The 12,267-nt window shown below is 70.6% G+C and carries 11 protein-coding genes; 7 read left to right on the top strand and 4 right to left on the bottom strand.

Annotated features, from left to right (window positions below; genetic code table 11):
• Nucleotides 1–2 precede the first annotated feature (2 nt).
• The 4 genes from ilvN (at nt 3) to serA (ending at nt 4,645) form a co-directional block, all read left to right on the top strand.
• A complete protein-coding gene (gene ilvN, locus RAN62_RS03580; protein ID WP_305783062.1) occupies nt 3–518 on the top strand; it encodes an acetolactate synthase small subunit in 516 nt (171 codons plus the stop codon).
• 27 nt (nt 519–545) lie between these two features.
• Nucleotides 546–1,559 (top strand): ketol-acid reductoisomerase, encoded by a 1,014-nt coding sequence (gene ilvC, locus RAN62_RS03575; RefSeq protein ID WP_305782958.1) that lies wholly within the window; start codon nt 546–548, stop codon nt 1,557–1,559.
• A gap of 175 nt (nt 1,560–1,734) precedes the next feature.
• Complete coding sequence (mpgS, locus tag RAN62_RS03570; protein ID WP_305782957.1) at nt 1,735–2,997, top strand: mannosyl-3-phosphoglycerate synthase; 1,263 nt, start codon at nt 1,735–1,737, stop codon at nt 2,995–2,997.
• Between the two features lie 58 nt (nt 2,998–3,055).
• A complete protein-coding gene (serA, locus tag RAN62_RS03565; RefSeq protein WP_305782956.1) occupies nt 3,056–4,645 on the top strand; it encodes a phosphoglycerate dehydrogenase in 1,590 nt (529 codons plus the stop codon).
• Between the two features lies 1 nt (nt 4,646).
• Here serA and RAN62_RS03560 read toward each other — a convergent pair whose 3' ends face one another.
• On the bottom strand, nt 4,647–4,982 hold the full coding sequence (locus RAN62_RS03560) for a hypothetical protein (RefSeq protein WP_438874463.1): 336 nt from the start codon (nt 4,980–4,982) through the stop codon (nt 4,647–4,649).
• 378 nt (nt 4,983–5,360) lie between these two features.
• On the opposite strand from RAN62_RS03560, the gene RAN62_RS03555 reads away from it, so the two are divergent.
• Nucleotides 5,361–6,398, top strand: coding sequence for a 3-isopropylmalate dehydrogenase (locus tag RAN62_RS03555; protein WP_305782954.1), 1,038 nt, complete (start codon nt 5,361–5,363; stop codon nt 6,396–6,398).
• An 848-nt stretch (nt 6,399–7,246) separates the two neighbouring features.
• Nucleotides 7,247–8,344 carry a branched-chain amino acid aminotransferase gene (locus RAN62_RS03550; protein ID WP_305782953.1) on the top strand — a complete coding sequence of 366 codons (1,098 nt, stop codon included), beginning with the start codon at nt 7,247–7,249 and terminating at the stop codon, nt 8,342–8,344.
• Here RAN62_RS03550 and RAN62_RS03545 read toward each other — a convergent pair.
• Together RAN62_RS03545 and RAN62_RS03540 are read right to left on the bottom strand one after the other, a co-directional pair.
• Nucleotides 8,341–9,069: a tyrosine-protein phosphatase gene (locus RAN62_RS03545; RefSeq protein ID WP_305782952.1), complete on the bottom strand. Its 729-nt coding sequence runs from the start codon at nt 9,067–9,069 to the stop codon at nt 8,341–8,343. The two genes, RAN62_RS03550 and RAN62_RS03545, sit on opposite strands and share 4 nt — an antisense overlap.
• 17 nt (nt 9,070–9,086) lie before the next feature.
• Nucleotides 9,087–9,281, bottom strand: a complete 195-nt coding sequence (locus RAN62_RS03540) for a hypothetical protein (protein ID WP_305782951.1) — start codon at nt 9,279–9,281, stop codon at nt 9,087–9,089.
• A 235-nt stretch (nt 9,282–9,516) separates the two neighbouring features.
• On the opposite strand from RAN62_RS03540, the gene cimA reads away from it, so the two are divergent.
• Nucleotides 9,517–11,106, top strand: coding sequence for a citramalate synthase (gene cimA / locus RAN62_RS03535; RefSeq protein WP_305782950.1), 1,590 nt, complete (start codon nt 9,517–9,519; stop codon nt 11,104–11,106).
• Nucleotides 11,107–11,227: 121 nt separating this feature from the next.
• On the opposite strand, the gene RAN62_RS03530 is transcribed toward cimA, so the two are convergent.
• On the bottom strand, nt 11,228–12,232 hold the full coding sequence (locus RAN62_RS03530) for an endonuclease/exonuclease/phosphatase family protein (RefSeq protein WP_305782949.1): 1,005 nt from the start codon (nt 12,230–12,232) through the stop codon (nt 11,228–11,230).
• Nucleotides 12,233–12,267 lie beyond the last annotated feature (35 nt).

The raw sequence follows: 12,267 nt of genomic DNA, 5'->3' as shown, positions 1-12,267 counted from the left end.
CCATGAACAAGCACACCCTCTCCGTGCTGGTCGAGAACAAGCCGGGTGTCCTCGCCCGGGTCAGCGGCCTCTTCTCGCGGCGGAGCTTCAACATCGAGTCCCTGGCGGTGGGCGAGACGGAGAACCCGGACGTCAGCCGCATCACGATCGTGGTCAACGCCGACTCCTCACCCCTGGAGCAGGTGACCAAGCAGCTCAACAAGCTGGTGAACGTCCTGAAGATCGTCGAGCTGGACCCGCACCAGTCGGTCCAGCGCGAGCTCCTGCTGGTGAAGGTGCGCGCCGACCGCACCGTCCGCAGCCAGGTGCTCGAGACCGTCGAGCTGTTCAGGGCGAAGGTGATCGACGTCGCACCGGACACCCTCACGATCGAGGCGACCGGCAACCCCGACAAGCTGGACGCGTTGCTGCGCGACCTCGAGCCGTACGGCATCAAAGAAATGGTGCAGTCCGGGCTCGTGGCCATCGGCCGCGGCTCTCGTTCCATCACCACCGGCCCGGCGCTGCGCGCCGCCTGACCCACCGTTAGCACTAGAGAGGTAGCAATGACCGTCGAGACCTTCTATGACGACGACGCCGACCTGTCCATCATCCAGGGCAAGAAGGTCGCCGTGATCGGCTACGGCAGCCAGGGCCACGCCCACTCGCTGTCGCTGCGCGACTCCGGCGTCGAGGTCGTCATCGGCCTCAAGGAGGGCTCCAAGAGCCGGGCCAAGGCCGAGGAGCAGGGCCTGAAGGTGCTCACCCCGGCCGAGGCGTCCGCCTGGGCCGACGTGATCATGGTGCTCGCGCCGGACACCGCGCAGCGCAAGATCTACTCCGAGTCGATCGAGCCGAACCTGTCCGCCGGCAAGGCGCTGTTCTTCGGCCACGGCCTGAACATCCGCTTCGAGCTCATCAAGCCCCCGGCCGACGTCACCGTGGCCATGGTCGCCCCGAAGGGCCCGGGCCACCTGGTCCGCCGCCAGTACGTGGACGGCAAGGGCGTCCCGGCGCTGGTCGCCGTGGAGCAGGACCCGACCGGCGAGGGCCTCGCGCTCGCGCTCTCCTACGCGAAGGCCATCGGCGGCACCCGCGCCGGCGTCATCAAGACGACCTTCAAGGAGGAGACGGAGACCGACCTCTTCGGCGAGCAGGCGGTGCTCTGCGGTGGCACGGCCGCCCTCGTGCAGACCGGGTTCGAGGTGCTGACCGAGGCGGGCTACGCCCCGGAGATCGCGTACTTCGAGTGCCTGCACGAGCTCAAGCTGATCGTCGACCTCATGTACGAGGGCGGCATCCAGCGCATGCGCTACAGCATCTCCGACACCGCCGAGTTCGGTGACTACACCCGCGGCCCGCGCGTGATCAACGCGTCGGTCAAGGAGGAGATGAAGAAGATCCTCTCCGAGATCCAGTCTGGGCAGTTCACCCGCGAGCTGATCGAGGACGACGAGGCCGGGGGCCCGCTGCTCGCGAAGTATCGCGAGCAGGGCACCCAGCACCCGATCGAGGTCACCGGGGCCAAGCTGCGCGGCATGATGAGCTGGGTCGACCGGCCCATCACCGAGACCGCCTGATCGTCCATTTCTCCGGCCCGGGACCGTCCGCGCGACGGCCCGGGCCGGTGTCTTTGTGACCGGACGATTACCTGAAACGCGGGCGTTACGTCCCGCTTACCTCGGATTGGCGTCGTCATCGAATTGTGCACTGTAAGGGTGCTTCGAGGTGGTGCGGAACAGGTAGCCTCGCCGCATGCGACTGGCTGATTCTTTCCGGAGTGAGCGCTTCGGCGCTGTCCGGATTCATGAGCTGCAGAGGGTGATCGAGCTTGACTCGGGTGCCGTGCCCGACGCCGGCCAGCCGAATCGTTCGGCCGGCAGCCGTGTGGTCCCGCCGGATGCATTACGCGCCGTCGAGTCGCAAATGGTAATCGTCGTCCCCTGCATGAATGAGACGCGAAGCGTCATCGAAGGCGTGCTCTCCGGAATTCCGCACGACTGTCTCATTGTGCTCGTCTCGAACAGCGACAAGCGTCCCGTGGATCGCTACGAGATCGAGGCGCAGACCCTCGAGCAGTTCTGCCGGCTCGCCGGACGGCCCGCCGTGGCCGTGCACCAGAAGGACCCGGGGCTCGCGGCCGCGTTCAAGGCGGCGGGCATGGCCGAGCTGATCGGCGAGGACGGGCTGGTCCGCAACGGCAAGGGCGAGGCGATGCTGATCGGCATGGCGGTCGCCGCGATGACCGGCCGCCGCTACCTCGGCTATGTCGACGCCGACAACTACGTGCCCGGCGCCGTCCACGAGTACTGCAAGGCGTACGCCGCGGGGCTGGCCCTGGCCGACAGCCCGTACTCGATGGTCCGCATCTCGTGGCACTCCAAGCCCAAGCTGCGCGACGGGCGGCTCTTCTTCAGCCGCAAGGGCCGCAGCTCGCAGATCACCAACGAGTGGCTCAACCGCTTCCTCGCCGAATACTCCGGCTTCGGCACCGAGGTCATCGCCACGGGCAACGCCGGCGAGCACGCGATGAGCCTCGACCTCGGCCTCAAGCTGCGCCTGGCGGGCGGCTTCGCGGTCGAGCCGTACGAATACCTCGACCTCTTCGAGCAGTTCGGCGGCGTGCTGGAGAGCAACGACCCGGACGTCATGGCCGGCTCGGTGCCGATCCTGCAGATCGAGACCCGCAACCCGCATTTCCACGACAACAAGGGCGAGGACCACGTGCAGGGCATGCGCATGCAGGCCCTCAACGTGATCTACCACTCGCCCGTCACGCTGCCTGCGGTCCGGCAGGCCATCGTCGACTTCATGGTCTCGCAGGGCGCGCTCGAGCCCGGCCAGGAGCCGCCGCGCGAGCGGGTCTACCCACCCGTGGGCAGCCTCGACCTCGAGCTGCTCTACGACGGCCTGGACGCGGAGGCGACGACCTTCCGTCAGTTCGGCGGGGAGGAGGCGGCCGGTCTGCCGCCCTTTCCCCCGATCGCTCGGCACACGGTCCCGCGCCAGAAGGTCTGACTGCTGACGGCCGGCTCCCGGTCGGCGATCATGGGCCCAGGCGTAGATACTTGTCGATGTGATGCCTGTGGTGGTGGTGGCCGAGGAGCTGGCCCCGGCGGCGATCGATGTGCTCGCCGCCGATTTCGAGGTGCGGACCATTGACGGTACGGACAGAGCAGCCCTGCTGGCGGCGCTGACCGACGCCGAGGCGCTCGTTGTGCGCAGTGCCACCCGCGTGGACGCCGAGGTGCTGGCCGGGGCGCCCCGGCTCAAGGTCGTCGCGCGGGCCGGCGTGGGGCTCGACAACGTCGACGTGGCGGCGGCCACGGCCCGGGGCGTCATGGTCGCCAACGCGCCCACCTCGAACATCGTGTCCGCCGCCGAACAAGCCGTCGCCCTGCTGCTCGCCGTCGCCCGGCACACCGCGAGCGCGAGTGCGGCCCTCAAGCGCGGGGAGTGGCAGCGCTCCCGTTACACCGGCGTCGAACTGCAGGGCAAGACCGTCGGCGTCGTCGGGCTCGGCCGGATCGGCGTCCTGTTCGCTCAGCGCATGGCGGCGTTCGGGACCCGGCTGATCGCGTACGACCCCTATCTCCAGCCCGCGCGGGCCGCTCAATTGGGCGTACGCCTGGTGGGGCTGGACGAGCTGCTGCGCGAGAGCGACTTCGTCTCCCTGCACCTGCCCCGCACCCCGGAGACGGTGGGCCTGATCGGGGAGAAGGAGCTCGCCCACGTCAAGCCGGGCGTCCGCATCGTCAACGCCGCCCGTGGTGGCCTGGTGGACGAGGAGGCGCTTGCCGCGGCCCTCGCCGACGGTCGCGTCGCGGGCGCCGGGCTGGACGTCTTCGCCACTGAGCCGACGACCCGGTCACCGCTCTTCGGCTTCGACACCGTGGTCGTCACCCCGCACCTGGGCGCGTCGACGGCCGAGGCGCAGGACAAGGCCGGGCTCGCCGTCGCGCGCAGCGTCAAGCTCGCACTCCAGGGCGAGTTCGTGCCCGATGCCGTCAACGTGCAGGCCGGCGGCGTGGTCGACGAGGACGTGCGCCCGCTGCTCGGACTGGCCGAGCGGCTGGGCAAGGTCTTCACCGCCGTGGCGGGCGGCATCGCGGCGAACGTGACGGTCGAGGTGCGCGGGGAGATCGTCAGCCACGACGTCGCGGTGCTCAAGCTGGCGGCGACGAAGGGGCTCTTCGCGTCGGTGGTGGAGGAGCGAGTCACGTACGTGAACGCACCCCAGCTGGCGGCGGCCCGCGGCGTCGACGTCTCGCTCGAGGTCGATCGCGCCCTCGACGATCCGCACAACCTGGTGACCGTACGGGGGGCCCTGCCCGACGGCCGCAGCGTGAGCGTCGCCGGCACGCTCGGGTCCCGGGGCGCGCGCAAGCTGACCCGGCTGGACGAGTTCGACCTCGAGCTCGACGCCGGCGGGGTGCTGCTCTTCCTCCGCTACTCCGACCGGCCGGGCATGATCGGCCGGATCGGCACGCTGCTCGGCGAGGCCGGCGTCAACATCGCCGGCATGCAGGTCGCCCGGCGTGAGGCCGGGGGCGAGGCGCTCATGGTCCTGCTCCTCGACTCGTCCGTGGACGCCGAGCTGCTGTCCGCCGTCGCCGGGGCGATCGACTCCCCGCGGGCGAGCATCGTCGACCTGCGCGACGAGTAGCTCAGCGGGTCTTCACCGGCGGCGGGTAGACCGTGCCGTCCTGAAGATCGAGCAGGTCGAGGTTGAGCTCGGCGGCGAGCCGCTCGATCGTCTCCAGCACCGCGTCGGGGCACCGCTCGTCGAGCCGCATCTTGATGTGGTCCGCGGCCGCGTGCAGCGGCGCCGTCGCCCAAGGCGTGCCGGGCAGCGTGGCCCGCGGCCCCCGATCCGGATAACTGCTGGTCAAAGCGTCGTAGAACGCGACGACACGGGGGTCGGCCGGGCGCTGCGGGTGCTCACCGCGGGCACACCGCTCATTGGCGGCGCGCACGTCGTCCGGCAGGTCCGCGTTGTCCATGGCCCACACCACGAGGTCGAAACTCACCGGCGCATGGTGCCATATCGCCGGGCGAGACATCCCATTGTCGTCCCGACACGCGGGGGATGCGTCTTGCGCGAGATTAGTCCGCATCGCTAGCGTTGGTCCTTGCCGCACGGGCGAGGCGGATATGTCTTCGGGTGACATCTCCGCGGCTGCTCCGCGCGGTGATGCAACCCCCGGCGGGCGCGAAGCCACGCGTACTCGTCGTGACAACCCCCGCGATCGTTGCCGCGATCCGCGGGGGTTGTTCGCGTTCGGGCCCTGGTCATCGCGGATCCATGATGTGGGACCGGCGTACCGGAGATCGGGACGGCGGGCTACTCTCGACCGGTCGGAACGATCGAGGGAGTGGACGTGACGGTGGCGCGGATCGCGGTGGTGGCCGGCGACGGCATCGGGACCGAGGTGACCGCGCAGGCCCGCAAGGTGATCGAGGCCGTCCTCCCCGGCGCCGAGTTCCAGGACTACGACCTGGGCGCCCGGCTCTACCACCGCACCGGCGAGGTGCTGCCGCAGTCGGTGCAGGACGAGCTGGCCGGTCACGACGCCATCCTGCTCGGCGCCATCGGCGACCCGAGCGTGCCGCCGGGCGTGCTCGAGCGCGGGTTGCTGCTCAAGCTGCGCTTCGACTTCGACCAATATGTGAACCTGCGGCCGTCGCGGCTCTGGCCGGGGACGGTCAGCCCGCTCGCCGGCGTCAAGCCCGGCGAGATCGACATGGTGGTCGTGCGGGAGGGCACCGAGGGGCTCTACGTGGGCGCCGGCGGAGTGCTGCACAAGGACACCCCGGCCGAGATCGCGACCGAGGAGAGCCTGAACACGCGGCACGGCGTCGAGCGGGTCGTGCGGGACGCCTTCGCGCGGGCCCAGCGGCGCGAGCGCCGGCATCTGACGCTGGTGCACAAGACCAATGTGCTCACCCACGCAGGCGGGCTGTGGGCGCGCACGTTCAAGGCGGTCGCCGCCGAGTTCCCCGACGTGACGACCGAATACCAGCACATCGACGCGGCGAGCATGTTCATGGTGAGCAACCCGCAGCGCTACGACGTGATCGTGACCGACAACCTCTTCGGTGACATCCTCACCGACATCGCCGCTGCCGTCACCGGTGGCATCGGCATGGCCGCGAGCGGCTCCGTCAACCCGGAGCGCAAGTACCCGTCGACCTTCGAGCCGGTGCACGGCTCCGCGCCGGACATCGCCGGCCAGGGCATCGCCGACCCGGCCGCCGCCATCCTGTCCGCGGCGCTGCTGCTCGAGCATCTCGGCCACCCCGACCAGGCCCGGCGAGTATCCGAGGCGGTCGCGGCCGAGGTGGCCTCCCGTGCCCCGGGAGCCTCGCTGCGCACCGCCGAGGTCGGGGACCGGGTCGCTGCTGCTGCGGCCGCCTGATCCCGCTCGTTCCGCCGTTCGCGTCGCCAGGCTTTGTCCGCAGACGGACGTTGTCCCTAACCGGGCTTCGGCCACGCAGGTGGGCGTTGTCCACGGCGGGGCTTCGTCCATGGGCGGGCTTTGTCCACCGGCGGTCGCTGTCCACAGTTGGTCGTTGTCCACAGCTGGGCTTTGTCCACAGCTGGGCTTTGTCCACAGGGCGGTCGCCGGGGCTGGCGCGTTTTCGCGACAATGGGTGCGGGGGCCTGCCCCCAAGGGTGGGCGGGCCGTGCCCGGCGCGCGGTGGGCGGGCCGTGCCCGGCGCGCGCAGACAAGCGCGACCAGCACGCACGCCGAGCCGCGAGCAGCCTCCACGATCGGGCCGCGAGCAGCTCACACGATCGGGCCGCGATCAGCATGGCCTTGCCGCGAGCAGCCCCCACGATCGGGCCGTGGCCGGCAACCCCGGCCGGACTTGAAGCCGTCCCACCCGGGACCGAAGAGCAGCGACCCCGGCGACCCGGCCGACCACGTGACCGGGCACCACGGCCTCGGGACCCCGAGCCCCCAGCCCGGCTACGCGGCATGTCACGGCGGGTCGCGTGCACGCGGCCGGCACCGCGCCTGGCTCGCGTCCCACGACGGGCGCCCGCCCCGGGCGAACGCTCGACAAGCAGCCCGTACAGAAAAAAGACGTGCCGCCGTACAGAAAAGACGTGCCACCTGTACAGGAAAGACTCGCCGCCCGTACGGAAAAGACGTGCGGCAAAAGGGGCCCCCGGCTTTGAACGGTCGTTCGGGGTAAGTTCATGGGGCGTCGCGGGCGCCCTGTTCCGACAGAAACGACATACGAGAGAAAGCAGGCTGCCATGAGTGGTGGTGACAACCTCGACTTCGAGATCCGTCCGCATGCGGCGCCCGTAAGCGACGCGGATCGCGCGACCCTGCTGGCGAATCCCGGCTTCGGGCGGATCTTCACCGACCACATGGTCACCATCCGCTATGCCGAGGGCAAGGGGTGGTACGAGCCGCGCGTCGAGGCGCGGGCCCCGATCGCCATGGATCCGGCCGCGGCCGTGCTGCACTACGCGCAGGAGATCTTCGAGGGGTTGAAGGCCTACACGCTGCCCGACGGCGGGGTCGCGATGTTCCGGCCGGACGCCAACGCCGCGCGCTTCGGGGAGTCGGCGAAGCGGATGGCGATGCCGGTGCTGCCGCCGGCGACCTTCCTGGAGTCGCTGAAGCAGATCATCACCGTCGACCGGAAGTGGATCCCGGAGAGCGACGAGGGCAGCCTCTACCTGCGGCCCTTCGCGTACGCCAGCGAGGTCTTCCTCGGCGTGCGCCCGGCCATGGAATATCTCTACCTGGTCATCGCGTCCCCGGCCGGCGCCTACTTCAGCGGGGGCGTCAAGCCGGTCACCGTCTGGGTCACGCCGGACTACACCCGGGCGGCGCCGGGCGGCACGGGCGCCGCGAAGTGCGGCGGCAACTACGCCGCCGGGCTCTCCGCGCAGGCCGAGGCCATGGAGCACGGCTGCGACCAGGTGGTCTATCTGGACGCGGTCGAGCGGAAGTACATCGACGAGCTCGGCGGCATGAACGTCTTCTTCGTCACCGACGACGGGACGCTGGTCACGCCGCCGCTGGGCGGGACGATCCTGCCGGGCATCACCCGCGACTCGGTGATCAAGCTGGCCGGGCGGGCGGGCCGCCGGGTCGAGGAGCGCCCGGTCAGCATGGACGAGTGGCGCGAGGGCGCGCGGTCCGGCCGGATCCGGGAGGCCTTCGCTTGCGGCACCGCCGCGGTGATCACCCCGATCGGGACCGTCCGTTCGCAGGACGGCGAGTTCACCGTGGCCGACGGCGGCTCCGGCGAGGTCACCATGGGCCTGCGCAAGGAGCTCACCGACATCCAGCGCGGCCGCGCCGAGGACCCGTTCGGCTGGGTCCAGCGAGTGCTTTAGTCGCCGAGCAGGTGGTCGCGCAGAGCGGCCACCTGCTGCCCGGTGATGCCGATCGACCGGACGTAATCGCCGACCGACCCGTGAAGAGCCCGCAGGTCGGTGAGGAACATCAGGATCGCCTCGGGCGGGCACTCGAACATGTGGTACTTGTCCGTGACCGGCGAGGGGTTGACCCGCTGCAGGTACTCGCTAAGCGAGTCCATCGACGCCTCGGTCAGGTGGTAGTCGGCGGCGATGTCCTCGTCCGACACCCCGAGCAGCGCCAGGGTCAGGGCGCACACCACACCCGTGCGGTCCTTGCCCGCCATGCAATGCACGACGGCCGGCGCCGCCGCCGGGTCGGCGATCAGGGACAGCGCCGTGCCGATGCCCGCGGTGCCGTCGGCCGCGAAGTTGAGATAACGGTCCGCCAGCCACCGGGCGCGGGGGACGCCGTCGAGGAGCGGTACGTCGTTCCACTCGACGTGCTCGATGACGGGATTGTGATAGGTCAGCCCCGGCGCCGCGGGCACCCGCCCGTGCCGCTCGACCTCGCGGGTCCGCCGCAGGTCGATGACCGTGCGCACGCCCAGCTCGCCGAAGGTGACCAGGTCGTCGCCCTTGAGCCGGTGCAGTGAGTCGGCCCGGAAGAGCCGGCGCCACCGCACGGTGCGGCCGTCGAGCCCCGCATAGCCGCCGACGTCCCGGAAGTTGAAGTTCGACGCGAAGGTCAAGGAGCGCTGCACGGCTCCCAACCTATCGCTCAATCGGAGGAAGGATCAGGTACGGACGACGGGTCGGGCGCCGCCTCGGCGGGAGCGGGCACGGGTGGTGTCGCCGGGCCGGCCCGGAAGGCACGCGGGTCGAACACGCTGCCCGGCTCCTCCAGGACGAACTCGCCCTGCGCGTCGGTGATCAGGCCGCCGGCCTTGTCGGGATCGTTCTGCAAGTCGCTCATGTCCCTCGGCATACCCCGTCCGGGGGATGCTTTATCGTCTCGCAGTCTGGACTTCTGTCCCATCCTCCGGCGGACAGTGGCATGCTCTGGAACGTGACCCGCACCCTCGTGCTGATTATTCGCACCTCGCGCGCCGGCTGACCGCTCCCCGCCGACGCGCAGACCTCCCGCATTCGCGGGGGGTCTTTTTGTTGGGCGACCCCGGGTGACAAGTCCTCGAAAGGAAGACAGCAGCATGACCTATCAGGTGTTCGACACAACGCTCCGCGACGGCGGGCAGCGCGAGGGCATCAGCTACTCGGTCGTCGACAAGCTGGCCGTCGCGCGGCTGCTGGACGAGTTCGGGGTCGGGTTCATCGAGGGCGGCTGGCCCGGCGCCATGCCGAAGGACACCGAGTTCTTCCGGCGCGCCCGGACCGAGCTGGATCTCAAGCACGCGGTGCTCGTCGCCTTCGGCGCCACCCGCAAGGCCGGCGTCGACGTGGCTCAGGACCCGCAGGTGCAGGCGCTGCTGGACGCCGAGACGCCGGTGGTCTGCGTCGTCGCCAAGTCGGACATCCGGCACGTCGAGCGGGCCCTGCGCACGACCGGCGACGAGAACCTGGCGATGGTCCGCGACACGGTCGCCCACCTGGTCGCCAACGGCCGCCGTGCCTTCGTGGACTGCGAGCACTTCTTCGACGGCTTCCGCTACGACCCCGACTACACCGCCTCCGTCGTCAAGGCGGCGTTCGAGGCCGGCGCCGAGCGGGTCGTCATGTGCGACACCAACGGCGGCATGCTCCCGTCGATGATCACCGCGGCGATCCAGGACGTCGTGGCGCGCACCGGCGTCACCGCGGACCGCCTCGGCATCCACTGCCAGAACGACACCTCCTGCGCCGTGGCGAACACCATCGCCGCGGTCGAGGCGGGCGTCGAGCACTTCCAGTGCACGGCCAACGGCTACGGCGAACGGCCCGGCAACGCCGACCTCTTCGCCGTCGTCAGCAACCTGCAACTCAAGCTCGGGCTGAAGGTCCTACCGGACGGCTGCCTCGAGAAGGCGACGCGCGTCTCGACCGCGCTCGCCGAGATCGCCAACATCGCCCCCGACACCCACCAGGCCTACGTCGGGGCCGCGGCATTCGCCCACAAGGCGGGGCTGCACGCGAGCGCGATCAAGGTGGATCCGCTGCTCTACAACCACGTCGATCCCGCGGTGGTGGGCAACGACATGCGGATCCTCGTGACCGAGATGGCCGGCCGGGCCAGCATCGAGCTCAAGAGCCGCGAGCTCGGGCTCGACCTGGCCGGCCATCCGGACACGCTCACCGAGGTGACCCGCAAGGTCAAGGATCTCGAGGCCGGCGGCTGGTCCTTCGAGGCCGCCGACGCGTCCTTCGAGCTGCTGGTCCGCGACGAGCTGCCGGGCGCGGCCTACGCCCGCCCGTTCACCCTGGAGTCGTGGCGGGCCCAGACCGAGCACCGCGAGGACGGCTCGGTCATCTCCGAGGCGACCGTCAAGGTCCGCGTCCGGGGCGAGCGCGTCATCGCCACGGCCGAGGGCAACGGCCCGGTCAACGCGCTCGACGAGGCCCTGCGCGCCGCCCTCACCCAGCACCACCCGGAGCTCAAGGACTTCCAGCTGGCCGACTACAAGGTCCGCATCCTGGAGGGCTCGCACGGCACCAACGCCATCACCCGGGTCCTGCTCGAGACCAGCGACGGCACGACCGACTGGACCACGGTCGGCGTCCACGAGAACATCGTCGAGGCGAGCTGGAAGGCCCTGATCGACGCCCTGACCTACGGCCTGGCCCGCATGAAGGCCGCGGCGAAGTAATCACGCTCGCCTGGTCATCACGCGCATCGTGATGGCCAGGCCCGCTTCGCCATGGCCTTCTGCGAGCTGTGGCTGCACGGCATGCGCGACGAGGACGATGTCGAGACGATCGTGCGGGCGTTCACGCCGGAGGGAGAACGACCTCCGCGATGACCGCCCGGTGGTCGCTGTCCCGGATCGTGTGCACCGACGTCGAGACCACGCCCAGCCGCTTGTCGACCAGCACGTGGTCGATGGTCACGGGCGGGATCGGATCCCCGTCGTACGGGCCCCAGGTCGCCACGAGCCCGGACCCGGTGGCCGCCGCGGCATCCCGGTAGCCGCTGCCGATCAGGTCCCGCAACGGCTTGTGGTCGAGGGTCGAGTTGAAGTCGCCGAGCAGGATCCGCGGCCCCTTCCCGTCGTCGGCCCGGGGCTCGGCCGCCAGGTCCTCGCGCCAGTCGTCGATCACCGACAGGGCGGAGGGCGCGGCGGGGTGCGCCGACTCCACCTGCACGGCGATCGCCCCGGCCGGCTGGATGGTCCCGTACGCCTGGTTGAACCGCCACCCGGCCCCGTTGCGCTGCGCTCCCGCCGCCGTGAGCGGGAACCGCGAGTAGAGCCCCGACCCGGTGGCGCCCGGCTCCGGGGCGAGCGACGAGTACGGCAACAGGTCGCCCAGCCCGGCCGCGGCCAGGTTCGCCTGTGCCTCGGCGGTGTATTCCTGCACGGCCAGCACGGACACGTCGTTGTCGCGGACCAGCCGGACGAGCTCGGCGGCGTCGGCGCCCCCGAAGAGCATGTTCGAGGTCATGACGTGCAGCTTGACGCCGGTCTGCGGGCCCTTGTCGTTGTCGGCGATCGCCCGGGGCAGCACGGCGATGGCGAAGAGCACCGCGGTCACCGTGGCGACGGCGGCGACGGTCCAGCGGCGGCTCACCAGGGCGAGGACGGCGGCCAGGACCGACCACGCCGCGACGAACGGGGTGAAGGCGAGCAGCTGGACCAGCAGGCCCCGCTCCCAGCCGCAGAGCCGGACGATCACCCACGCCGCGCCGGGCAGCACGAGCAGCCAGAGCAGGACGTGCCAGAGCACGCGGCGGGCCCGGACCGGTCGCGCGACGGGCTCGGAGGTGGTGATCGTCATGGCGGCGACGGTATCCGCCGGGAGCCACCGGCACC

This window comes from Symbioplanes lichenis, assembly GCF_030709675.1.
GTDB classification, from domain to species: domain Bacteria; phylum Actinomycetota; class Actinomycetes; order Mycobacteriales; family Micromonosporaceae; genus Actinoplanes; species Actinoplanes lichenis.
This window is presented reverse-complemented; position numbering and strand designations above follow the sequence as displayed.